The organism is Lentimicrobium sp. L6 (assembly GCF_013166655.1).
In the GTDB taxonomy this organism is placed as follows: Bacteria; Bacteroidota; Bacteroidia; order Bacteroidales; family UBA12170; genus UBA12170.
On record NZ_JABKCA010000004.1, the window covers coordinates 67,734 to 94,490 of the forward strand.

A 26,757-nucleotide genomic window follows, 5' to 3' on the forward strand; every position below is an offset into this window, starting at 1 on the left:
GAATGATTACATTTACCAATTAATAGAAATACATATTTTGATGGGCATATCAAAGATTTTGAAATATATTTTTATCAGCATCTTGTGGCTGAGCTTCCTTGTTGGATTTACTCAAAATGAGTTCGATTCCTCAGAAGAAATGGCTGATAAAGCAGCTGTTCTATTTCAAGATGAGCAGTACCTCGCAGCCTTTCCATTATATTCTCAGTTATTGAGTTTAGATAGAAATAATCCTGAATTAAGCTATCGATTTGGAGTTTGCTTACTTTATTCAGATCGTAGAGATACATATGCACCTATTACTCATTTAAAAAAAGCCATCAATCAAATATCAGATCCCAATTTGTATTATCACCTTGGTTTTGCCTACCATATTAATTATAATTTCCCTGCAGCTATTTCATTTTATGAAGATTACAAAAGCAAAGCTGGAAGAAAAGTCAGTCCGAATTTTGAGGTGGACAGGAAGATCGAAATGTGTAGAAATGGAATGCATATGATGAAAAGTGTTAAAGATCTTTTTGTCTTAGAAAAAAATGAAGTGTCACGAGATGAGTTTTTCAGGTCTTATAACTTACATGGTTATGGAGGAAAGATGATTCGTAAACCTGAAGATTTCCTATCCAAAGAAGACCAAAGGAAAACTTCCAACGATTTTATCTTTTTCAATTCCAAAGCAAATGATGTTTATTATTCTGCATATAGTAAACAAAACAAGGACCAAAAGGATATTTATAAAAGGACTAAACTTCTTGAAGGAGGATGGTCAGAACCAGAAAGGCTACCAGATATCATTAATACCCCTTATGATGACGATTATGTGGTGATGATGCCTGACGGAAAAACTATGTATTTTAGTTCAAAAGGTCATAATACTATTGGTGGGTTCGATATATTTAAATCAGTGTATAATGACCAAAGCAAAACTTGGTCTGTTCCTGAAAATGTAAATTTCCCATTCAATACTCCAGTAGATGATATCCTATTTGTTTCGGATACTTCTGAAGCTACGGCCTGGTTTGCCTCAGTGAGAAGCAGTGTGGATGATCAAATTATGGTTTATAAAGTAGGTATCATTAAACGACCTGATGGATCAGATGATTTAGCTGCTATTTATGCCAAAAATAAGATGCTTACCGAAGAGGATTTAAGGAATATTAAAAATCGAGCAAGTCTCGATGTCAATATTAGTGAAGAAGAGTTTGATGAGATTCCAGTAGTTGATCATATTGCAGCAGCTCAAATTTTACATCAGCAAAACGAGGAAAAGATTGCTGCAGATATAGAAAAGAAAAAACAAGAACAGGTAGTTATTGATAGTGCCAAAGTAGTTATTTCTCGCTTTGAGAAAAATATGGATGCTTTTGATAGTGTAAGGCAATATGCATTGTCGTTGGCATCAAATAAAAAACTCGAATCACATCGACTAAGAGAGGAGGTGAAACAAAATATGAAATTGGCTGCCAGCTCCAATGATAAAGAGGGTTTAACAAAGCTTATCAATACTTCAAATTTCGCCATTGGGAAAGCTGAACAATTGGATTATATAGCAGCTAATTTAGAAACTTTTGCTAAAGAAACTCAGCGTAAAATTGAAAGGCAGGTACAGAATTTTGCTACTTTAAATAGACAATATGGTGATGCTGAAAATGCAGTGATTAATGGTGATTTAGATAGAGCCCAAGCTACTATTTTAGCCATGAAATCTATTCAGTTGAATGCACCAAAAGTGATGGAATTAGAAGCAGAAATGCCTATTAATGAAGGGGAGAATACTAATAGGCAATTTCCTCTAGAAATTCAGGAAGCCATTGTTTATCAAGCTTTTAAATTGGAATCTGAAACCCCTCAGCTAGAAATTGTTGCATTATCTGCTGAATTCGAATCTTATATTCCTACTAAGGAAGTAAAAGAAGATTTAATAACTGAAACGACTGCTTTTTCGAATAATCCATCGAAAAAGTTAGAGGAATATTTAATTGTTTTAGAACAACAACAACCTAGTATTCTGGTTTTAATCGGAGAGAAAGAAGGCCATATAGAGGAAATGATTAAGTCTTTTGAACAACTAGAGGATGCTGAAAAATCGGAGGCATTACAAGCCGTCAACCAGGAGCAAGAAGAATTAAATAACTATCAAAATGCAAAAGCTTGGTCGGACAAGATGATTGCGAAAACAAGAAGTGATCTTCAAAATACTCAGATGTCTAGTGTAGATCCTGATGAGAAATTTGAGGCCTATCAAGCCATGGCTCTGGAGCTGGAAAAGGGATATGATTTTTCTAAAAACACCTTTAACTCGGATGAACTAAACCTCCAGAATAATCAATCCATTACCACGACTGAAACTTCCTCGTCAACTCTTAAAGCTACAACATCTATTTATATATTAAATTCCAATGGAGAAATAGCCAAACAAATTATTGATAGTGACCATTTAATACCTTCCTCTCAATTGAATTTTAGTGCAGGAAACGAAGATTTTTTAAGGGCTCAAAGCCTACAAATGATTGCTGCAGTAAGAAAACAAAATAAGCTAAATTCATTTGGACAAAGAAAATTGCAAAACCGAATTTCTACATTAGAAACCGAATCTCAACAGAGCTTTACAAAAGCTAATCAGTTGTTAGTTTCTACAAAAAATGCACCGGTTTCTACACAGCAAGATTTATTGGCTCAAACCAATAAAGAGTTTAATAATCTTCAAAATAAAGTAACAGAAATCAAAACATTAAATCTCGTAGATCAACAATTAGAATCAGCAAATAACGATGCCGCTCGGATTTCTGTGAAGATGACGCAACAATTTGAATTGTTGGAAACAGAGTTGAAGAATAAAAAATTCAATAATATAGAACAGATATATATAGGAATAGAAAGAGACTATAATAATTATAAGGTGATTACAGATTTTTCTAGTGATTTCAATATGGAAACAGGAGCGCTGATCAAACCAGTTACAACTTCTTCTGTTTTAATTCCGACATATCAAATTACTTCTCAAGGTGATCTAGTTAAGTCTTTCGGTCAAGCTTCAGAGGATTGGAATAATGTTGAAGAGTTTATGGAGGATGCCAATAATAGTGAAGTTCAGCAGAATTTAGTATTGTCACCAAATGTAGATCTGAGTTCTAGCGAGGAGAGATTCACTAGGATTTTTAGCCCTTCCACACAAAAGGAGGCAGAGAATCTATATATCATAAAACCCAGATTTAATTCTTTTGTTCAGAGCTCAACTAATTCCTTAATTCAAAACTCTTTAAACCAAATTAATTCATTGGTAGGAGAAACAGAATTTCTTTTGGCTAAGAGAAATCAAGTAAACCAATATTATTTGAAACAATTAGAGGAGGCCAATAAATTCGAGCAACAGAGTATTACTAAAATTTCTTCTGCTAATTTGTCTACTCCTGAAATAGCTGAAGCCAATAGCTTGAGTTTAGAGAGTAAGAAAGGTTTTTATAAAGCTTCGGTTGCTGCCTCATTCATTAAGCAATACGACCAGCAAATTGTTCAACAAAGTTTATTACTCGATGAAGCAGCAGAAACTGTTCAGACCATGCAAAGTGATTTGGATAATAATTTACCAGATGAAGCTTTACTTAAAAACGTCCAGCTTCAAAGAAAAATGGCCGCATTAAACAAGACAGAAATTGATGACAGTGCTTATAATTTCTTCGTTAATGAATTGTTTGTTCCAATTCCTGAGATTTTCAGCGAAAGTGAGAATCAAGAATTTTTAATCACTAATGGGCAGGTACAAAGAAATGATCAGGTCATTTTGAATCAGTTCTTCTATCAGAATACACCTCAGGTAGGAGTGGATATTTTAGAGTTACCATCATTAAGTATTGGTAAACCAGATATTATTGAAGAAGAAACAAAACACACAACAGAAGTATTAGCTACCTATTCTTCAAATAATCCTACCACGACCCATCCATCTTTGAATATCCCAAATACTACTAATAGCAAATCCAATGGTAACGAAACCTCTAGTGTTAATGGTTCTGGCTCTGTTTCAACAGGCTTAGTGATATCTAACCCTGTAGAGAATACTTCAGAAGGTATTGTAAAAGATATCAATTTAAAAGCTATCAATGCTAAAGAATTTAAAACTGACGATGATATTAGAGATGCTTTAGGTAGCTTAAATTTGTATGCTCAAGCCCATATGACAGAGGTTGATTTGATGCAAAAACGATTGGCTATTTCAGCTGAGAATAAACTAAATACTAGTAATAAATATAGTTTGCAATTAGAGACACTAAATGATCCTATATCAAGAAGGCCAGTGAATGATTCAGCTAAATCGTACCTATATCAAGCTTTAGCATTAAAAGCAGTTTCCGATGAGTATCAAACTTATTTAGATGGAGAGCGAAATATTCAAGATCAAATCACTCAATATTCTTTTGACATTGAAAAAGATTTAGAGAAGAATAATTTGAATGCAGCAACTGTTAAGTTTGAGAAAATGCAAACAGAAATATCTTCATTTGGAGAAGAGCCAGAAATCAAACTTTTAGATATTCAATTGCAATTGATCGGGCAGATAAATTCTTCAAAAATAAAGATGGATTCTGCTTTCGCTTTGTCTATGGATTTAGCCAATCAATCGGTAAAATTATTGAGTGAAGCATCCGAAGAGAGACAAGAAGCTGAAGGAAAAAGAAATGCTTTCAAGAGGAGGGAAGCCCTAAAAGCTGCGGAATCAAAAGAAATTGAAGCTACCAAAATACAAAATGAGTCTGAAAAAGCATTGGCATTCGGAAATAGTATGCATGAAGAACATCAGATATTTTTGTCACTAGCAAGTATAGAAGCCGAAGTGAACGCCTTATCTAAAGCCCCAGTGCAGCAAAGTCAGATGGTGGTGAATCAGGAATTGGTTTTCGAAGGTATTGATAATAGAAAGAGCGAAGTTTTGGGAAGACCAATGAATACAGCCATTTCTCAAGTAACTGAGCCTAATACTAACAAAAATCCGTTAGGTACTAATGATGATCTTCATGTTTATGAACGTGAAAATTTTAAAGCAGAAATGTTAACTGAAGAATTAGAACTAATCAAGAGAGAAATTGCTCTTTTGGTTCAATCTCAAAACACAAACTTAACACCTAAAGAGGCTTATTTGGTCGAAAAGAAAGTGGATATTCTTCGTCAAAAAGCTGATAGTTTGGAATATGAAGCCAATAGAGTATTCGATTTGGCAGATCGCATCCTTGAAACACTTTCTGAAGAAGAACAGAAGGAAGCTAAGAAATCGAATCGTGATTTTAACAGTTATTTGAGTGATCTAAAAGATAAGATTGAAGTTTTATTATCAGAGGCCAGTTCTTTAAAGCAAAGAGCACAACGTTCCAATAATATTCAAACCCGAGAAGATTTGTTTCAGCAAGCCAAGGATAAAGAAGAAGTGGCTATGTATTTGATTTTGGAGGAATTTGAGGTGATAGCTCAAAAAAATAAAACCAGGTATCGAAAAAATCAATTGTTATTGGAGCAGCTTATGATGGATTTAGCCAGCACCAAGGAACGTGAATTAATGAGAAATATATTTGCTCAAATAGATGATTATTTTGCCCAGGCTCAACTTAAAAGAGCGAAAGCCAATCAACCAGGAATATCATTTAGTTTAAAAAAGGTTTTATTACAAGATGCCTATTCCTTAGAAATGAAAGCACTTGACTTGCAACAGCAAACTAAAACGATGTTAGAAAAACATGATATGAAAAGTATGATGGCTTATCAAGTGGTCACTGAAGAGGAACAAGAGTTGGCTAAAAACAACTTGGTAGTTAATCCATTACGAAATGAAGGAGAAGCTGCCATATCGAAGAATAATATAGTTCCTAGTGATATTCCACCATCTCAAATCACTATTAAATCTCAAGGTACTAATCTCATTAAAGAAGATGCTGAGGAGTCCATCGCAAATAATAGCGGTGTTAATTCCCAAGTTCAGAAGCCTCCTATAAATTCTCAAGAAAGTATTTCTGCAGGACAAGAAGTGGAGTATATCTCCTCAGTAGATGATGGGATTGTTTATAGGGTTCAGTTTACAGCATTAAAAGAGTTGAAAAACGAGTCTTTCTTCAATAGAGTAAGTGATATCAGTGCTGAAAAAGTAACAGGAACAGATTTTATTAGATATTTCTCAGGTAATTTCAATGAGATGGACGCAGCAATTATCAGAAGAAATGCATTACGTTCTTCAGGTTACCAAGATGCTTTTATTCGTTCTTGGAAAAATGGAGAAGCAGTAACATTATTGAGTTTACGAGAGGATGAGGGAAGTACTGATTCACCAATAAATTCTGTTGCAGCAGTAAGAAGAACCAGCGTTGGGAATATTGATTTTTCAGCTACTAACATATCGTCTCTACCAGGTGTTTATTATACTGTTCAAGTGGGAGTTTATAGTCGTCCGCGTACTAGTGCCATGATTTTTGGAATCAAACCATTATATCATAAGCGAATGCAAAATGGTTATTGGATTTATTATTCTGGTATCTTTAATAGTATTGCGGATGCCACTGTCAAAAAGGACGAAATAGTAGAGCAAGGAGTGAAAGACGCATTTGTGGTAGCATTTAGTAATGGGAATTCTGTTGGTTTAGCTGAAGCTCGTCAGCAAATCAATAGAGGAGTAGATTCTCCGAATGATGAAGATATTGTCATTCTCGAGGATGCTAGTTTGCAGATTGATAACCAGTGGGATATGAGTCAACAAGCAAGAATAATTTCTAATTCTAAACTGGAATATAAAGTTCAAGTTGGAGTTTATTCTAATCCTATTGATTTGAATTGGATTGCCTCTCAGTTAGATGGGAATTATTCTGTAGTGTCTTATCAGAATTCAAATAGGAAATATGTATATACCATTGGCGATTTCTCTAATGACAGTGATGCTAGAATTCTTCTAAAAGAAGTTCAAGAAATTGTTCCTGATGCGTTTTTAGTTGGTTTCCAGAATGGTGATAAAAAATATATCAGATAATATTAATATCTAACTTTATCGAAATAATACAAGTTTTCTGGTTCATTACTGTGAAATATTTTTATCAGATCTTCTAAAACTATATCAGGTCTAAAACTTGCTGTTTCCCAATAATCATTTGCTCCATTTTCGTTCATTCTGTTATGGTAGGAATAAACTTTATGCTTTTTTACGGCATTAAGTGATTGATATTTTGGTTTGGCAAATAACCCAAGTCTATCTTCACTAGAAGCACCAGTATACATCCAAATATCTGCTTTAGATGCTTGGTGCATTAATACCTCAAAATCCAGCATCAAACTTCCAGATGTGGAATCATCGCGCATTAAATATTGCCCTGAGGCATCGTCAATAAGTTGGGCCATATAGCTTTTCCCACCAGCTGAATACCAGATGCCTTGGTATTCTGAACCATTAAATACAATAGGTTGTTTATCGAAAGTCATAAACTCCTTTTGTTTTATATAATTGCTCTTAACCTCTTGGAATAATGCTGTTGCTTTTTCTTCCTCATTAAAGAATGAGGCCAATAATATCATCCATTCTGCTTTTCCAAGAGGATGGTTTTCTTGCCAATCATACATCAAGACAGGAGTCATTTTCATTTGAATCATTTTCTCATAATCTGGACTTAATTTATCCCAACCACTACCTATAACCAAATCAGGTTGCAGCATTATCATTTTTTCCATATTGATTTGTATGCTTTTACCAATATCTTCAATTTCGCCTGATTTCACACGATTTAAAATGTCTTCATTATAGATAAGAAATGGGTCGCTAACCCCTTTAATATTTGCCGATAGATCCAGTAAATTCATCAGGCCAACCATTGGAGATGAAAGAGCGACTACTTTTTTAGGAATATCTTTGATAATAAAAGAGTATTCTGGATTCTTTACACTTTTATGATGCCCCGCATGTGGAATATAATATTCCATGTTTAAATTTTCATTACTCCACGGATTTAGAATCAGTATCTTTTTATAAGATTTATAATATTCTATTTGAAAATATTCTGCATATTCTGGAGTGAAAATAGACTCTGGTTTTTCGTTTTTTTGTTCTTTATCAGTTTGACAAGAACTGGCTAGTAGTAATAGAATACTGAAAAGAAAATATATTATGTTTTTCATCATGAGTTTTTTAGTGATATGGGACAAAACCAAAATTCGGAGCTGATTTCTGGATTATCATTAGGGTATTTTTTCAAGATAGATTCTTCTGATTTGACTTCTAAAGGAAATTTAAAATAGGGTGTATCAATTACGAAAGTATGAAATTCTCCATTTTCCCCACATGGATCTACATCTACTGGAAGTTCTTTTATTAATTCTTTGGTAATGATTTCTCCTACAAAATACTTGGATAATTTAGAGGCATCCACAGCGGAAATCATGGTTTTATATCCTTGATCAATAAAATCTAATATCAAAGTTTTAGTATCTCTTTTCCATAAAGGAAAAACCGCATTAAATCCTATTTTCTGGAGTTGGTTTTCTCTATATTGTCTTAAGTCCTCTAAGAAAATATCACCGAAAATAGAATCCTCAATTCCTTTTAATTTTGCTTCTCGCATCAGGGATGTCAAGTGCTTTTCATAGGTTCCCATATCAGGGAGCTCTGGAAGTTCTAAAAATGTGATAGGTAACCCTACGGATTTTGCCTGTTCCAACATAAGACTTTCGTGAATTCCATGCATACTCACACGACGGTTTTCTTTGGCTATAGAAGTCATTAAAAAAGAAATATCATATTCCTTTTTCATTAAAACTTCTCCCAATGCAAAAGCAGAATCTTTTCCTCCGCTCCAATTAAAAATGGCTTTTTTCATTTATAGTTTTAACCTCTTTTTAAATCAAACAGTCTTTTTTCTATCTATTTATGATTTTTTTCCTTTGCCCCAGCCCTAAAGGGCGGTCAAAAAATCAGACTCCCTTTAGGGTAAGGGCAAAACTGATTTTGCTTCAAATCATATCAATACTGTTTGTATTAATCAACAATTGTATTCTTTTAACTATGGTATAAAAAATGAAAAATAAATCAGAAATTATCGTCTTTATTCGTCGCCTTTTCACCGAAAGCTGAACATGTAAACTATCATTTCAGGTATTCTGACTCGTCCAACTTCATTTCCTTCCCATTCAAAAGCGAATAGTGGATGTGGGTGAATCAAGCGCAATAGCACTTGGGACTTACAGCAGCGGGAACTGTTCCTGATTTCCACAGGATTCCCTGAAACTTGAGGCAAAAGTACATAAAATATGTATTTAAGATGAATAAATTAAGACCCAATGAGTATTGCCGAAATGCTTTTTATATAATATTTGCTGTCGTTCAGCTAAAATTTGTACTGCACTGATGTCATATCATCTTCTTTTGCAATAAAAGAAAATAGATGAAAAATACCATCCTCATCATAAGCTGTCTCATCATATCAATAGTCGGTTTTGCACAAAAAAATATTTCTGGAAAAATAGTTGGAAAGGAAACCAAAACGGAGCTCCCTTTTGCTAATTTACTATTAAGCCAAAACGATACCAGCAAGGTATATGGTATCATTTCAGAATTGGATGGAAGTTTTAAATTCCAAAAAATTCCTAGAGGAGTCTATCAACTCAAAATATCTGTTATTGGTTACGAAACTCTTGTTGTGGATGCTATTTCAGTTGCAGATAAAAATGTAAAAATGGGATCTATCAAGTTGGCCAGTTCGTCTTATGAGTTGCAAGAATTTAATGTGGTTGCTGAGCAAAGCCATATCGAGACCAAAGCAGGTAAAAAGGTCATTAATGTGGGAGAGGATATTGTTAACTCCGGAGGTTCAGCTGTTGAGGTGTTGAGTATGGCGCCATCAGTAGAAGTTGGAGTGGGAGGAGCCATCAGCATTAGAGGCGACAGTGATGTTATGGTTTTAATTAATGGAAGAATAACAGCATTATCGTTTATTGGTGCTGGGAATGCCTTAAAGCAAATTCCAGCTTCTAGCATTGAGAAAATAGAAATTATCACAAATGCTGGAGCAGAGCATGGCCCCGATGGTATGGGAGGTATGATAAATGTGATTCTTAAAAAAGAAAAGAGCAATGGTTGGGAATTCACCTCAGGAGGAAACTTAAGATATGCCCCGTTTTCAGGTTCTGTAAATGCAGGATTGGCCTATAAAAAAGATAAATTGGGATTCAATTTTAATTATAGTCTAGAAACAGAAAACGATATAGTTGAAAACACTGAAAAAAGAGATTACCTCACATTTGTAGACCAAAACAAAAGCATACTGAGCAAGTCAGAGGATAAGATAAAGGGCATTACTAATTTTTTAATTGGCGGGGCTTCCTATGCTTTTAATGATTCCACCTCACTCGAATTGAATTTATTCTATGAAAATGGGAATCATTCTGGAAATACAGAAAGCTCCTACGACATTGAGAAAACTGATGGTAGTTTATCTCATTCAAAAGTAAGTAGCAAACATGATGGAGGAGAGTCGTTTAGTGGTTTTGAAGCCAGTTTTATGAAACATTTTAAAAACGACTCAGAACTCTCCATCTTCGGAACTTTAGGTACAGGGAACTTCTATAATAATATAGAAAACAATAATTTACAAGCAGATATTCCGGTGATAAGCTCCTCAAAAAGTGACAGTAGGTTTTTTGAAAGTGAGATGGGTGTAGAATATCAATGGCCAGTATTCGATTTTCTAAGTTTTCATATGGGTGGTGAGGCCAGTTTAATGAAGTTTAATGTGGACCAAAAAACAATTCTTGAAGAAGAAATAAAACTTAAAGATTATCAATTTAATCAAGATAAATACGCTGTATATGCCATAAGTAACTGGAACCTTGCTTTTTTTGAACTAGGTTTAGGAGCACGATTAGAATCCTATAAAAGCCTTGGCGAGCAAAAAGATGGAACTTCATTTACTCAAAATTATCAAAATATTTACCCTAATATTCAATTGGCCACTGGATTTGGTGGAGCTAAAGTAGAACAAGGCATTATGTTTTCATATTCAAAAAGAATCAATAGGCCAGAATATGAGCAATTAAACCCTACTATCGATTATAGTGACCCATTAAACCTGGTAAAAGGAAATCCAGATTTGGAACCTGAGTTTGCCCATGTTTTAGAACTTTCCCATGAGTTGAGTGTCAGTGACATTACTTTATTCACCACACTATTTCATAGGGTAACGACGAATGTCATTCAGGAAAAGAAAGAAATATTAGAGGATAACGTAATATTAACAAGCTATGTGAACGAGTCCAATAGAACCAATTCTGGAGTAGAGCTGTATTTAAAATACGATGTGTTTGGCTGGCTCGATTTAACCAATGATTTTTCTATTTACAAAAAGTCATTTCTAATAAAAGAAGGAGAGATTGGAAATAAAGATGGAGTCAATTGGCATAATAAAACCATATGTAATATCAAACCTGGAGGAGGCTGGAAAATGCAATTACAAGGGAAATATATTGGAAAATCTAATAGTCTTTATTATACCTATGACCCTTACTATACCTTAAATATTGGTGTTAATAAAGATGTTTTAAAAGGAAAAGCCAAGCTTAGTTTAAGTGTGAAAGATGTTTTCAATAGCACCAAACTTGTATCTAAAGGTCAACAAGAAGATTTTATTATTTACAATACAACCAAGTATAATACGAGAATGATTATCTTGGGTTTTTTTATTAATATTTAGTAATGGAGAAAATAGATTTTAAAAATAAGGCCTTTTTGTTTCATGTCATTTTTTGGCTTGGATTCTGGTTAATTGAAGTGGTTAGGGGAGAAGAGGATGAGACTCTATTCGAAATAATGATGTATAGTGCTGTTTCTGTGTTAACTATTGCAACTGTAGTAACCTTAAATACAAAAGTTTTAATACCGAGGTTTTTATATAAAGGACAATATGTTATTTATTTTGCATTACTCCTTTTAGTGGTGAGTCCTATTTTTTCAATACTTTACTATTTCGATGAAATTCCTTTAAATCATATTCTTCCAGAGGTAATTGAGAACTTGGTTTATATTGCTGGACTTTCTTCTGTATGGCTTATCCTAGACCAATTAAGGTTAAGGGAAGAGTTAGCTGTTAAAGAAAAGGAGAATATTGCAGCCAATTTAAAATTTTTGAAAGCACAAACTAATCCCCACTTTCTATTCAATGTACTCAATAATATCAACTTTTTGATTGAAAAAGATGGTGAAAAAGCACAAGAGGTTCTGCAGTTATTGTCAGATTTACTGCGCTATCAATTATATGAAACCAATACTGAAATGATTGCTTTGGAGAAAGAAATAAATCATTTACAAAATTATTTGGAATTGGAGAAGCTAAGGATGGGAGACCGATTGCAGTTAAATAGTGAATTTCCTCAATTGATGAATTCCTATAATATCGCACCATTTCTATTATTACCTATTATTGAAAACTCTTTTAAACATGGTGCTTCAGCAGATAAGTGTATCATAAATATTAGCTGCACTTTAAACAATAATCGATTAAACCTGAAAGTTAGTAATCCTATGAGTACCATCGAATCTGCCAAGAATAATGGTGGAATTGGCATTCAAAACTTAAAACAGAGATTGGAATTAATCTATCCAAATCAATATGTATATGAATATAAAGAGGAGGATGGTTTGTTTAATGTTCACTTAATTCTTGACTTATGAAATGTATTGTAGTTGACGACGAGCCTATTGCTTTAGCTGGGATGGCAGACTTTGTGGAAAGAACACCATTTTTATCATTGGTTTCTGCATGTAAAAATGCAATGGAAGCTTTACAAGTCATATCAGAAGGACAAGTGGAATTAGTTTTTCTAGATATCAATATGCCTCAATTAACTGGAGTTGACATGTTGGAATCTATTGAAAATCCTCCTATGATAATTTTCACCACAGCTTATCCTGATTATGCACTAAAAGGCTTTGAACTTAATGCGATAGACTATATTTTAAAACCCATTTCCTATGCTAAGTTTTTAAAAGCAAGCCAGAAAGCCTATAAAGCCTTTTGCCTGTCGCAGAAATCTGAAGAATTAAATGAGGATGATTTTATCTATATAAAAGTAGACAAGCGTTTGTTGAAAGTGAAAATAGCTGAAATTCTATATATCGAATCTCTCAAAGATTATATCAGCATACATACCGCTAAACAAAACTATATTACCTACTTAAGTCTTAACAAAATGGTAGAGACCTTACCGAGTAAAAGCTTTGCTCAAGTCCACAAATCCTATATCATCAATATTCACGCTGTTGATGCCATTGATGGAAATGTTTTAGAAGTCAATAAAAAAGCCATTCCGCTGGGGAGGGCTTATAAAGAAAATGTTCTGGTTAAGATTCTAAATAATCGTCTGCTAAAAAAATAATCAATAAGGAGAAGTATGAGTTGAGCCATGTGTAAAGCATATGGCTTTTTTATTTCATCTAATTTATACAATTATTAGGGTGCAAAGCATAGAAATATCTACAAAAAACTAAGGTTGTTCCAACAAGGTGCAGCGCATCAAGATAACGACCGAAGCGTCTTTACCGCAACATCTATTGAAATATGAATGTCATGAATATTTCAAAGTCGCCTGAAAAGCATCAGAGGAGAACAGAAAGAACAGCGACGAAACAATAAACCCAAAAAATCCAACCTTTATTCCGCTCATCAATGGCTATATAATCCATTCATCTTTTCATATAAGCACTTACATTTTTTACCGTTGGTAGTGCAACAGATGTCGATGGGCTAAAAAATGAAACCAATACGATAGGAATCAATTTATTTGCAACAAGAAAAAGAGAAAACAATCTCTTGCAATTAAAACTATGATAAATACGAGTATGATAAAGCAATTGGTAGAACAGAATTTCCAAACTTCCCTTCAGAATAATATAAACTGCCACCAATCACAGGCCATATTGAATGATTCTCCTAATCATCCAGCCAATAATTATTATCATCAGTAATCAATATTTTCAAAACAATATCCTCCAAAATCACCTTATAGAGAAAAATCTACTATTCAAATTTCAAGTGTTTAATTGTCCAAAGTATAGCTGTTTGTAAGAATACAGCTTCAGAGCAGGACTACATAAACCCTATGAGCGGATTATGTTTCATTATCATTTAATTGATGAAGCCAATACATTAATAATAAATTAAATAGAGATTTTATTGAATGACAATCTTATTGAGAAATAGATGCTTTGTAAAAGTTGTAGCCTGTTATTTAAGCCTTGCCTTGAGCTTATTTATGATGTTAAATCATTCTTATGCAAATAGTCAGACATTAAAAGGTCAAATACTTGATGCAGAATTTAATGAGCCATTACCAGGAGTTAATGTCTTTATCAATCAAGGAGCATGTGGTACCAGTTCTGATGAGAATGGTTTCTTTACTATTGAAGGTCAGTTCAGTAATCAAGATACACTCACATGTAGCTTTATAGGATTTGAAAAACAAATGCTTCCTATTTCAAGTATATCCAATAAGGGGAGCGTGGAGATATACCTAAACGAAAACCATATGCTCTTAAATGAGGTGATTGTGAAGCCTGATGATAGCTATGAGCAATGGTTAATGTCGCAAATTATAAAGCATAAAAAGCAAAACAATCCAGCAGATAAAAGCTATCCTAAACAAATTCAATATCAGCGCAAATCTGTGTTTTTAAATAATGTTTCCCAGGGCTTTACGAGTAGTAATATTTTTGACAAGCAGCAAGATGCATTTTTAAAACTAACAGACTCAACCAATGCTGTTCCAGTATTGATAAGTGAAAAGAAAGAAGAAGTAAAGAATAGCGAAGAAGGTGAGGAGAGAATTTTATTGAAAGAGAGTTCGGAATGCTTAATGCCTCAACTAGAGAAGAGTATAAATGTTGTACTAAATGAAAAGGTAGCTGGAAATATCAATTTCTATAATAACCAGACGGTGCTATTGTCTCATGGCTTACCTAGCCCCATCTCGTCCAACTATAAAATGTACTACCATATTTACATTGTAGATAGTATTGGAGAAAAGTTGAATAAGCAATATAAAGTGGATTTTACTCCTAAAAACAAAGAAGGCATAGCCTTTATCGGTCATTTTTGGGTGGACAGCAGCAGCTTTGCTCTTACTTCTATTCATGCAAAACTAGCCTCCTCTAAGTCGTTTAATTTTGTAGATGCATTTGAAACAGTACTGAAGTTTCAGGAAGTAAAAGATATAGGTTGGTATTTTCATTCCCAAAAGACCAAAGCCATCTTAAGTTTGTCGACTTCACAAGATTCCACAAAAACACCTTTAAATGGATTATTCCAGAATTATATAGAATACCATTGCATTGAAGAGGATACAATAGAAACTAATGATTTTCAAATAGTGGTCAAACCCTACGATTCATTAGAATCTAAAGCACAACAGGGAATTACGCTACTAAAAGAAAATGTTTGGGTGAAAAACTTGGGACGATTCTCCGATATGACCCTCAATGGCTATTACAATATCAACAAGATAGATATTGGTTCTTATATGGATATTTACCGCAATAATGCCATTGAAGGAAATCGTTTCACTTTGCCATTTAGAACCAGTGAGAACTGGAAGAAGAATATTTCACTGGGTGGATATTTGGGTTATGGAATGAAAGACAAAGCTTTTAAATATGGAGCAAAAGTGAATTATCTGCTTCCCTTCGAAAACCGAACGACCTTAATGCTGAAGTATGATTATGATTATTATGCATTAACCAGAGATAAGTTTGTTGAATTTATTCGAGAAAATCCCTTTGAAGGTGGAGGAGGGAATATACTGTCAGCAATCACCAGTCAACAACCAAATCCATATCTACTAAAGCAACAGAAATTTAGTGTCACTTTCGAACGACAATTAAACAATGATATCGGTTTATTACTTCGTCCATTCTATGAAAGATATTATAGTAATAAATACATACCATTCGAAAGTCAGGGGCAAAGTATCAGCTATTTTAATAATTATGGTTTAATGGCAGATTTTCGATTTTCTTTTGGCCAATCCTATGACGATGGCTTTTTCTATCGCATTTATTACGGAAACCAAAAACCAGTTATTCATCTCTCTGCCATTATGGGACAGGTTTCCTATTTAAGTGGACAGAAGTGGACGAAACAAAACTATCTTCATTTAAATGCTTCCATTAAAAACAAAATAAACTTTGGTAGAATTTTTATCAGAAGCATGTTTAATGTGGGCTATATAAAAGGCGAAATTCCTTATCCATTACTGAATACTCCTCGGGGAACCAGAGATTTAGGATTTGCTCGTTACCATTATAATTTATTGCATCATACTTCATTTGTAGCTGATTTATATGCGAATCTACACCTCAGTTTAAATGGAAAAGGAGTTCTGTTGAGCAAAATTCCATTGGTGAAAAAACTCAACGTACGCGAATCCCTTTCCTTTAAAGCATTTTGGGGAGGCTTAGTTGGAGACCATTCCAAGGGCATTGAAATTCCCAAGTATTTGAAAGCACCATTTAGTGAGCCCTATATGGAAATGGGTTTCGGTATCACCAATATTTTTAAGGTTTTACGAGTGGAATATGTCACTCGAATTAATAGAGGAAGTCAATTCAATAAGGTATCTGCCAAGCATGGTTTACGATTAAGATTAGAAGTCAGTTTTTAAATATGAAGATGGAGAAAATACAAAATATCATTTATAGAAATGGAATTCGTTTAGCGATACTCTTGTTTTTATTGCTATTGTGCCGATTGGCTTTTATGATGGCTAATGCTTGGCTTTATGAATCCACAAGTGTTCTTCAAATGGGAAAAATATTTTTTCTGGGGATTAAATATGACCTATTTGCGCTATTTGTTATAAATCTCCCTTATTTCCTATTGACAATAGTTTTTAGGAATAAAACAGGTAAATCAAAGAAATTACTGAACAGTTTATTTATCCTGGCTAACCTGTTGAATCTCATATTTATCATTATTGATATTTTCTATTTCCCATTTTCATTTCAACGATTAGATTTGGGTTTCTTTCAATATTTGACCACCCAAAAAAACATCCACATTCTTTTATATCGATTCCTAAACGATTATTGGTACGCCGCTTTTGGTTTCCTGATTATTATTTGGGGCATTGTTAAAGCCAATTCATTAATTGATAAAATGGAATTAAAGAGAAAACTCTTTATCCAAAACAAATGGTCTATATATTTGATAATAGGGTTGATATCTATTTTGAGCATCTCTTCTTTTTCTGTTTTTCCAATTTCAGTTTTAAAGAAATCAGATGCATGGAAATATGCCAATAATCCTTTTGAGGAGGCTGCTATTAGCAATACCAGTTTTCAATTATTGACATCGATGTTTCAATTTGAAGATTCTGAATTTGATGCACAAGTAGAACGAGTGAAGCACATTCCAGACTCCTCAGCAGTATTTAAGAAGAAAAATGTGGTGGTTTTTATCCTGGAGAGTTTTACGAGTGAGGCATCACTTCTATTAAATCCTAGCTTGAAAAACGAAAGTGAAACCGGATATATGCCCTTTCTTGATTCATTAATGCAGCAAAGTTTATACTTCACCAATGCCTATGCCAATGGCCGTAGAAGCATAGATGCTGTTCCAGCTATATTGGCCTCATTTCCTGCAGCATTAAATCCCATTTTAGAAGCTGATTATCAAGAAAGCCTGCCCAAATTATTGAAGGACGAGGGGTATGTTACTCAGTTTTTTCATGGTGCTCATAATGGTTCTATGGCTTTCGATGAAATGTGTCAGCATCTAGAAATCGATGAATATTATGGGATGGATGAGTATAATCAACATCAGGATTTCGATGGAACTTGGGGGATTTGGGATGAGCCTTTTCTTCAGTTTATGTTGGAGCAGCAATCAAAAACGCCCAAACCATTTTTTAGTACCGTATTTAACCTTTCATCCCATAATCCTTTCGTGGTTCCGCAGGAATATGAAAACAAATCCCCCGAGGGAGGACATCCCATTTGTCGATGCATTTCCTATTCCGACTATGCCATCTCACAATACTTTAGCAAAGCTCGTTTAACCAATTGGTATCACAACACCATCTTTGTTTTTACTGCCGACCATTCTGCTATACCTTGGAATTCTGAATATTACACTCCTCAAAAAACATTTTCTATTCCGCTATTTATTTTCGAACCAGGTACAGATTTGCAGGCAAGAAGAACAGAGGTAGTTCAACAAATAGATATCATGCCCAGTATTTTATCTCATCTCAATTTTCCAAAATCCATTGAAACCTATGGTCGCAATTTTTTCGAAGCAATGAAAAGCGATAGTGTATTAACTATCATCAATAAAATACCTCAATATATAGATGGAAATCATCAAGTCCATTACCCAAAAAAATAATTCAACAAGAACGCAAACAAAAAGATGAATATATGAGTCATATTAAGAGTTTTGAAAACAGTGGAGTAGTAGAGCAGGCCAGGCTATTGAAAGCGAGTAAACTATATCCATATTTTAATTCTGTCAGCTCCACCCAATCTTCAACTGCATTAATCGGAAATAAAGAAGTATTAATGTTCGGTTCCAATAATTACTTGGGACTATCTGGGCATCCAAAAATAAAAGAAGCCATAAAAATGGCAGTAGACCAATATGGAAGTTCCTGTACCGGGAGCCGTTTTATGAATGGAACCATCGATTTGCATTTAGAATTAGAAAACGAATTAAAGTCCTTCTTAAAAAAAGAAGCAGTACTGATTTTCCCAACAGGATTTCAGGTGAATTCTGGAGTTATTCCAGCCATTACCGATAAAAATGACATCATCTTTCTAGATGAATTGAACCATGCTTCAATTATTGATGGATGCCGAATGAGTTATGCGAAAAGGATAAAATACCGTCATAACAATATGAGTGATTTAAATGCTAAACTTGAAAAGTTTAGCCATCATCAGCAAGCCAATAAGCTTATCATTACCGATGGTATTTTCTCCATGGATGGAGACATCACTCAGCTCGATGGAATTACCTGGTTAGCCAAAAAACACAATGCCTTAGTGATGGTAGATTGTGCCCATTCCATTGGAGTTATTGGTGACCATGGTGCCGGAACAGCATCTCATTTTAATATCAGCGATGAAGTGGATTTAATAGGAGGGACCTTTAGTAAATCTTTGGCTTCCGTAGGCGGATTTGTTGCTGGCGATAAAGCAATTATTGAACATCTACAGCATTCCTCACGCTCTTATATATTTAGTGCCAGTTTGCCTCCAGCTTCTACTGCAGCAGCATTAGCCGCCCTTAAAATAATTAGAGAAAGTGATGAGCTGCGCTTAAAGCTTTGGGAGAATACACACTATGCCATTCAACTCATGAGGGAATTAAATATTGATATCGGAAATGCCGAAACACCCATCATTCCTATATATATCAGAAACTCTATAGCCACCTTCAAGATTGCTAAAGAACTCATGAACAAAGGAGTTTATGTAAATCCTGTAGTGGCACCCGCTGTGAAAGAAACAGATGCTTTGTTGAGGTTTTCATTAACAGCATTACACAGCAGAGCACAAATACGAGAAGCCATTATTACCATATCCGAATTGGTGAATATTCATTGCAAACAAGTTCAATTATGTCATTAGAAATAAAAGCAGTTAAAACTAGGGCAGAACTCAAGAAGTTTGTAAGGTTTTATACTGAATTATATAAAAATAACCAACAAGTGGCCATTCCATTACATATGGATGAATTGGCTACCCTATCCTCTAAAAATCCAGCTATGGAGCATTGCGAAATGCAATTGTTTTTGGCTATTGAGGATGGAAAAATAGTAGGGAGAATTGCCTGTATTGTTAACAAACACGAATGTGAAAAAGAAAAGCAGCAGGTAGGTAGATTTGGCTGGTTTGATTTTGTGGACAAGCCAGAAGTATCTGAAGCATTAATGGCCACAGCTATTGATTGGTTTCAGAAAAGAAATATAATTAAAGTACATGGTCCATTTGGTTTTACAGACCTCGATAGACAAGGAATGCTTATTGAAGGTTTTGAGGAGGTTTCCACATTTGCTACCATCTATAATTATAAATATTATCAGCAACATATTGAAAGCCTAGGATTTAAAAAACAGACCGACTGGTTGGAATATAAAATTTTTGCCAAAGGTGGTTCTTTTGAAAGGGTCCAAAAGATTTCAGATTTTGTGGCCCATAAATACCAATTAAATGAAGTGAAGCTTCATTCTAAAAGAGATTTGAAGCGCTATATTTCTAAAGTTTTTCAGCTTCTGAACATTTGCTATCAAGATTTATATGGCTATGTGGCATTAACCGAAAAACAGATGAAACACTATGCAGATATGTTTCTCTTCTTGGTGAAACTAGATTTTTTGAGTCTCATAGAAAATAAAGATGGTGAGCTCATAGGATTTGGTATCGCAATGCCATCATTTTCACAAGCCACACAAAAAGCCAAGGGAAAAATTGCTCCCCTAGGTTGGTATCATCTCATAAAAGCCATGAAAAAGAACGATACTTTGGATTTATATCTATTAGCTGTACTGCCAGAATATCAAAACAAAGGTGTGAATGCTATGATTATGAGCAAAATAATGAATAGTGCCTTGAAGTTTGGAATTGAACAAGCTGAATCAAATATAGAATTGGAAGACAATAAGAAAGTTCAACAAATGTGGCGTTTATTTGAGCATGAACAGCACAAACGTAGGCGCTGTTATTATAAAAACTTGGTTTCATGAAAAATATATTAATAACAGGAGCCACAGGATTTGTAGGAAGCTTTTTAGTGGAAGAAGCCTTGAGGAAAGGTTATCGGGTTTTTGCTGCCATACGTTCCACTTCAAACCTAAAATATATAGCTGACCAAGCCATTCATCTGGTTAATATCGACCTCACTAAAAAAGAAAGTATGGTGAAAGAGCTATATCAAATAAAGCGAAAATTTGGTGTTTTTGATGCCATAATCCATAATGCAGGAATCACAGAAGCTGTTGATGTAAAAGACTATTTTGAAGTGAATTTTCAGGGAACTGTAAATTTAGTGGAGACTTTAAGAGGAATCCAAATGCTGACAGCAAAGTTTGTTTATATCAGTAGTTTAGCTGCACAGGGACCTAATAAGATAATTGGAGATATAGCAACGGAGCTGGCTCATCCATCACCAACATCCTCCTATGGGAAAAGTAAATGGCTAGCCGAACAATATTTACAAAATCAAACTGATTTAGATTTTGTTGTTTTGCGCCCCACTGGTGTTTACGGGCCCAGAAATATGGGTTATTTGAGTTATTTCAAACTGATTAAAAATGGCCTAGAAATTTATCTGAATACCAAATATCAACAACTATCTTTTATTTATGTGGAGGACTTAGCTGCAGTAGCTCTAGTAGCAGCTGAAAAGAAAACTCAATCCAAGATTTTTATTGTTAGTGATGGTAGCAATTATTCCTGTCATGCCTTTGCTTCTTTATTGAAAAAAGAATTTCACAAACAGACATTAAAATTGGTTATTCCAAAGGAACTCGTTCAATTGGTGTGCAGTTTTAATTCGGCATTTAGCAAGATTACAAACCGTTCAACACTCCTCAATAAAGATAAATATCATGAATTGGTAGCTTCTAGTTGGGCTTGTTCTTCAATAAAAATGAGGAAAGAATTGGGTTTTATTCCTCAAACAAAATTAGAGGAGGGTATTAATAAATCAATCATCTGGTATCAACAAAACAAACTTCTATGAGAGTATTCTTGAGTATTTTATTTCTATTGCCAAGTCTAGGTTTTGCTTCTGTATCAATGGATAGCATTCCTAATATCCTATTCTATACACAGAGGAGCCTAAATAGTAATATAGTTATTTATGAGGCAAACTTCGATGAGAATGGGATTTTGAATCCAGAACAACCTATCGAATATTATTGGATACTGCTAGAGGAGGAAGGTAAAAGAGAAGACCTAACTTATACCGAAAATAAGTTGGCTTATGGTTTAGAGTTTGAAAAGATGAACGATAGTTTATATCGAGTCATATTTAAGCCAGACGAGTCTTTAGAATTTTTTTTATGCTTGAAAGCCCCTTTCCTAGCCGAGCTTACAGCACAAATCAATAATATAAAAATGAAGCTATCCCATGTATATGTAAAATCAAAGAAGCAGTTGGTTTTGCCTAAGGTGGAGTATGTTCAATTTTTTGGAATAGATAAATATACACAGGATAGCATTTGTGAGAAACTAAACTATTGAAACTAAAATCATTTATGAATAAATACAAAAAACGAATAACTAAGAAAACCTTTTTAATGACACTTTTCTGTATCACTTTTGTCAGCCTATTCGCACAAAATAAGCATACTATTAGTGGTCGTATTAAAGATGCAGAAACAGGTGAAGACCTAATTGGAGCTACTGTGATGGTCTCCAAAGATTATTCTAAAGGAACCATTTCAAACAGCTATGGCTATTACTCAATGACCCTAAAACAAGGGGATTATGTTTTAGAGTTTTCATATATGGGGTATCAAACTCTTAGAAAAACCATTTCATTAAACGAAAATATGCAGCTGGATATTGAATTAGAGGAAAATTCAATGGAATTAAACGAAGTGGAAATAACCGCCGAAAGTGCCGATAGAAATGTGACAAAGAATGAAATGAGTATCACCAAGATTTCAAAAAAGGATATTGAAAGTATTCCTGTTTTATTTGGCGAGAAAGATATTCTGAAAGTCGTTCAGCTAACTCCAGGAGTTAAGTCGGCAGGAGAAGGAAATAGTGGTTTTTTTGTAAGGGGAGGAGGTGCCGACCAGAACCTAATTCTTTTGGATGAAGCTCCGGTTTATAATGCTTCCCATTTAATGGGTTTTTTCTCTGTTTTTAATTCTGATATCATCAAAGATGCTACTCTTTATAAAGGAGGTATTCCAGCAAAATATGGTGGTCGTGGTTCTTCTGTTTTGGATATCAAAATGAATGATGGAAACAGTAAGAAATTGGGCGTTTCTGGTGGTATTGGTTTGATTTCGTCAAAACTAATGATTGAAGCTCCCATTGTAAAAAATAAAGGCTCATTTGTGGTTTCAGCTAGAAGAACATATGCTGATTTATTTCTCAAACTGTCCAGCAAGAAAGAATTAAAAAACAATCAATTGTATTTTTATGATTTGACGGCGAAGGCCAATTATCAAGTTAGTAAAAGAGACCGGATATATTTGTCTGCTTATCTTGGAAGAGATAAATTGGGAATGGGTTCTAGTTTTGGCTTCGATTGGGGAAATAAAACACTTACACTCCGCTGGAACCATATTTTTGGTGAGAAATTGTTTTCGAATACCTCTTTTATTTATTCTGACTATAGTTATAAAATAAATATGACTGGAGGGACTCAGAAGTTTTCTTTAACATCTCTTATTCGAGATTATAATATCAAACAAGACTTTACTTATTACTGGAATGAAAAAAATACCTTGCAATTTGGTGCTAATATGGTATATCATAAATTCTTGCCAGGTGATTTTAATCAAGATGGAAATAAAACACTGACAATAAGTAACAAACATGCCATAGAAAGTTCAATTTATCTACAGAATAATTATACTGCTACTGAAAGATTATCAATAAACTATGGCTTAAGAATCTCTCATTTTAATTATGTTGGACCCAGTACTAAATATAATTTTGATGATAATGGTACACTCATTTCAAAAGATACTACCATTAAAAAATGGCAATCGATACAACAGTATTTTGGATTTGAACCCAGATTAAATATTAAGTATCAGTTGAATGAAATTAGCTCTTTAAAAGCATCTTATAATAGAGTTTCACAGTATATGCACTTATTGTCCAATTCTACCTCCGGCCAACCAACCGATGCTTGGATTCCAAGTTCTAATAATGTAAAACCTCTGATTGTAAATCAATATGCGGTGGGGTATTTTAGAAATTTCCTCTCAAATTCATTGGAGTTTTCTGCCGAAGCTTATTATAAAACCTTCGATAACCAAATTGATTATAAAGATGGGGCTAATCTATTTTTAAATGAAACAGTGGAAAGTCAATTGGTTTATGGAAAAGGATATGCTTACGGTTTGGAACTTCTATTGAAAAAGACACAAGGAAGATTAACTGGTTGGATTGGATATACCTATTCTAGAGCATTTAAGAAAATACCTGAAATCAACCTTGGTTCTTCTTATCCTGCAAAGCAAGACCGAATTCATGATATATCGATTGTGGTGATGTATAATTTAACTGATAGAGTGAAGTTGGCAGCCAATTGGGTTTATTATACTGGAAATGCAGTAACCTTTCCTTCAGGAAAATATCAAATTGATGGCGATGTTGTTCCTTATTATACTGAAAGAAATGGATACAGAATGCCCAACTATCATAGGCTTGATATTGGTGTAACATTGGAAGGGAAAAAATACAAAGAATCAATAGACCCTAAAACTGGTGAAAGCATTCAAGTAAAAAAGAGGGTTTTCTCTTCCTGGAATTTTTCATTATACAATGCCTATGGTCGACAGAATGCTTATACCATCACTTTTAGACCAAATGAATCAGACCCGTCAAAAACGGAAGCTGTTCAAACTTCATTATTTCGTTTTGTGCCTTCTATTTCTTATAATTTTAAATTTTAATATCATGAAAAAGATTCAGTATATCATTATAATAGCTTTTATATCAATGTTTTACTCTTGTACAAAAGTAATTGATATTGATTTAAACGATGCCAATCCACAATATGTCATCCAAGGTGTTTTATATGCAGGTCAACATGATTTTATCGTAAATATTAGCCAAACAACTAGTTACTTTAGCCCAAGTTCACCCGCTGAAGTAAAAAATGCACAAGTGAGTTTATCAGATGAAAATGGTATTGCCTATGAAATGAGTTATTTAGAGGAGGGTGATTATTTGTTGACTAGTTTTTTAGCTGAAGAGTTAATGGAGTACACTCTTCAGGTTAACATTGGAGAAAAAGAGTTTGTGGCCTCCGCAAAAGTAGCTCCTTTTGTTGCCATTGACAGTATTAAACTAGATATAAGAGAAGATGAGTTTGAAAATAGAGTTGAGAACGGTGTTAAAATATGGTTTACCAATCATTCGGAAAATAACAATTATTATCAAATCGAATCCTTTATAAATAGTCAAGAACCTTATAATAACCAACGAATGATTATCGGCGATTACGAAGATTTCGAAAGTTCAAACAATGCATTTATTTACATAGATGAAGAAACAGAAAATGACGTTGTCATTATGATAGAACTAAGAACAATTGATGAAAAGTCTTATCATTATTTTAATTCACTTGATGAGCAAATAGATGGGGGCGGAGGGCCTGGTGGAGGAGCAAGTCCTGCAAATCCAAAATCGAATTGGTCTAATGGTGCCTTAGGGTATTTTGGTACAGGCAATTCCGATTTTGCTAGCATTGTTTGGGATAATACTCAGAATTAAGTTGTTGATAATCATTTCAGTGTTGTTTAGATAATAGAAATGTGAATTTTCAATTTTTTATCTCACTTTTGATTGAATTAATACAGATAAAACATAGCAAAATGAAAAATATAATAGTTTTATTGACCATCATTTTTAGTATTGGTCTAAGTTCATGTAAGAAAGAAAAATCTACAGTTACTGAACCTCCGATTGTACAAACCGAACAGCAAAAAGTGTTTAAGGAGTTTTGGGATATTTATAATAGATACTATCCTTTAATGCATCGTAAAAATATTGATTGGCAAGCTATTTATGATTCTTATTCTAAGAAAATAAGTACTACATATACAGACCAGCAATTATTCGATGATTTTAATACCATTTTTTCGACAATATTAAAAGATGGACATTCTGGCCTTACTTTCAATCATCAAGAAACAGAGTTTGAACCGAATATGAATGAGAATGTTATAAATATGGTGGCTCATAATACTCCTTTACTCATCAATCTGGAAGAATCGACTCAATCTAACACTTACATTTCTTATGGTAGCTTAAAAAGCAATCCAGAAATAGGTTATATTCTATCAAAGCAATTTGAACCAGTAAATGAGTCAGAGGCTGAATTTAATCAATTTAAAACCATAGTTGATGCTGCCTTAAATGCATTAAAAGAAAAGGAAGGAATTATTATAGATGTGAGGACAAATGGAGGAGGGCAGGGACCATTCGCTTACTATTTGGCTGGAAGATTTTTCAGTAGTCCTGAAACTATTTCATTAGTGAGAATGAGAGTGAAAGAGCGAGAAGGAAGTGCCGTATCCAATCTAAGTGAATGGTTAACAGAAAACTTTGAGGGTTATCCAGACCAAAGAGCAGAAGGTGGATATGTGGCTGGTGTTTGGACTGATGATTTTAATATACAGGCTTCTGGCGAATATCAATTTGTAAAAAAGGTAGCTGTTCTAACTTCAAAAGGGACAGCAAGTGCAGCCGAATATTTTACTGCTGCCATGAAAACCCAGAGTCATATTAAAACTATTGGAGAACAAACTTTTGGCATTTTTGCAGGAAGTGAACATATCACACTCACCAATGGAGGAGGGAAGTGGACAACACGAATTTCTGTTCAAGATGTTGAAATGTTGTACAATGGTGCTTTTCAATCCTTTGAAGGCATTGGTATTAGCCCTGATGTAATATCAATGCCAACAGCTACCCAAGTAGATGAAGGCCTAGATATACATATTGATGAAGCTATTAATTTTATAAAACAATAATATGAAAGACTTGTTGAGAGAAAT

General features: G+C 34.0%; 16 protein-coding genes and 1 riboswitch. Of the genes, 14 read left to right on the plus strand and 2 right to left on the minus strand.

Translation table 11 applies throughout. The annotated features are described in order from the left end of the window. Positions 1–40 precede the first annotated feature (40 nt). Positions 41–7,003, plus strand: a complete 6,963-nt coding sequence (locus tag HNS38_RS02000) for an SPOR domain-containing protein (protein ID WP_172345882.1) — start codon at positions 41–43, stop codon at positions 7,001–7,003. A 2-nt stretch (positions 7,004–7,005) separates the two neighbouring features. On the opposite strand, the gene HNS38_RS02005 is transcribed toward HNS38_RS02000, so the two are convergent. Further along, complete coding sequence (locus tag HNS38_RS02005) at positions 7,006–8,139, minus strand: ABC transporter substrate-binding protein (protein ID WP_172345883.1); 1,134 nt, start codon at positions 8,137–8,139, stop codon at positions 7,006–7,008. Next, positions 8,139–8,837 carry a diphthine--ammonia ligase gene (locus tag HNS38_RS02010; RefSeq protein WP_172345884.1) on the minus strand — a complete coding sequence of 233 codons (699 nt, stop codon included), beginning with the start codon at positions 8,835–8,837 and terminating at the stop codon, positions 8,139–8,141. Before HNS38_RS02010 ends, HNS38_RS02005 begins: the two co-directional genes overlap by 1 nt. A gap of 252 nt (positions 8,838–9,089) precedes the next feature. Next, positions 9,090–9,283, minus strand: a riboswitch (cobalamin riboswitch). 118 nt (positions 9,284–9,401) lie between these two features. Here HNS38_RS02010 and HNS38_RS02015 point away from each other — a divergent pair. The 13 genes from HNS38_RS02015 (at position 9,402) to HNS38_RS02075 (ending at position 26,733) form a co-directional block, all read left to right on the plus strand. Further along, positions 9,402–11,705 (plus strand): TonB-dependent receptor domain-containing protein, encoded by a 2,304-nt coding sequence (locus tag HNS38_RS02015; RefSeq protein ID WP_172345885.1) that lies wholly within the window; start codon positions 9,402–9,404, stop codon positions 11,703–11,705. 2 nt (positions 11,706–11,707) lie between these two features. Further along, positions 11,708–12,682, plus strand: a complete 975-nt coding sequence (locus tag HNS38_RS02020) for a sensor histidine kinase (RefSeq protein ID WP_172345886.1) — start codon at positions 11,708–11,710, stop codon at positions 12,680–12,682. Beyond that, positions 12,679–13,386 carry a LytTR family DNA-binding domain-containing protein gene (locus HNS38_RS02025; RefSeq protein ID WP_172345887.1) on the plus strand — a complete coding sequence of 236 codons (708 nt, stop codon included), beginning with the start codon at positions 12,679–12,681 and terminating at the stop codon, positions 13,384–13,386. Before HNS38_RS02020 ends, HNS38_RS02025 begins: the two co-directional genes overlap by 4 nt. A 448-nt stretch (positions 13,387–13,834) precedes the next feature. Continuing rightward, entirely contained in the window at positions 13,835–13,975 is a 141-nt protein-coding gene (locus tag HNS38_RS02030) for a hypothetical protein (protein WP_172345888.1), read from the plus strand. A 212-nt stretch (positions 13,976–14,187) separates the two neighbouring features. Continuing rightward, positions 14,188–16,665, plus strand: coding sequence for a DUF5686 and carboxypeptidase-like regulatory domain-containing protein (locus HNS38_RS02035; protein WP_172345889.1), 2,478 nt, complete (start codon positions 14,188–14,190; stop codon positions 16,663–16,665). A gap of 8 nt (positions 16,666–16,673) precedes the next feature. After that, positions 16,674–18,389, plus strand: a complete 1,716-nt coding sequence (locus HNS38_RS02040) for an LTA synthase family protein (RefSeq protein ID WP_172345890.1) — start codon at positions 16,674–16,676, stop codon at positions 18,387–18,389. Positions 18,390–18,421: 32 nt separating this feature from the next. Next, positions 18,422–19,633 carry a pyridoxal phosphate-dependent aminotransferase family protein gene (locus HNS38_RS02045; RefSeq protein ID WP_172345891.1) on the plus strand — a complete coding sequence of 404 codons (1,212 nt, stop codon included), beginning with the start codon at positions 18,422–18,424 and terminating at the stop codon, positions 19,631–19,633. Next, positions 19,624–20,748, plus strand: a complete 1,125-nt coding sequence (locus HNS38_RS02050; RefSeq protein WP_172345892.1) for a GNAT family N-acetyltransferase — start codon at positions 19,624–19,626, stop codon at positions 20,746–20,748. The genes HNS38_RS02045 and HNS38_RS02050 overlap by 10 nt, the downstream gene beginning before the upstream one ends. Continuing rightward, on the plus strand, positions 20,745–21,746 hold the full coding sequence (locus HNS38_RS02055; RefSeq protein ID WP_172345893.1) for an NAD(P)-dependent oxidoreductase: 1,002 nt from the start codon (positions 20,745–20,747) through the stop codon (positions 21,744–21,746). The genes HNS38_RS02050 and HNS38_RS02055 overlap by 4 nt, the downstream gene beginning before the upstream one ends. After that, complete coding sequence (locus tag HNS38_RS02060) at positions 21,743–22,249, plus strand: DUF4833 domain-containing protein (protein ID WP_172345894.1); 507 nt, start codon at positions 21,743–21,745, stop codon at positions 22,247–22,249. Before HNS38_RS02055 ends, HNS38_RS02060 begins: the two co-directional genes overlap by 4 nt. Before the next feature lie 14 nt (positions 22,250–22,263). Then, positions 22,264–24,648, plus strand: a complete 2,385-nt coding sequence (locus HNS38_RS02065; protein WP_216663613.1) for a TonB-dependent receptor — start codon at positions 22,264–22,266, stop codon at positions 24,646–24,648. A gap of 4 nt (positions 24,649–24,652) precedes the next feature. Beyond that, positions 24,653–25,471 (plus strand): DUF4249 family protein, encoded by an 819-nt coding sequence (locus tag HNS38_RS02070; RefSeq protein ID WP_172345895.1) that lies wholly within the window; start codon positions 24,653–24,655, stop codon positions 25,469–25,471. A gap of 101 nt (positions 25,472–25,572) precedes the next feature. Beyond that, the gene (locus HNS38_RS02075; protein ID WP_172345896.1) at positions 25,573–26,733 is read left to right on the plus strand and encodes a S41 family peptidase; all 1,161 of its coding nucleotides are present in this window, start codon (positions 25,573–25,575) and stop codon (positions 26,731–26,733) included. Positions 26,734–26,757 lie beyond the last annotated feature (24 nt).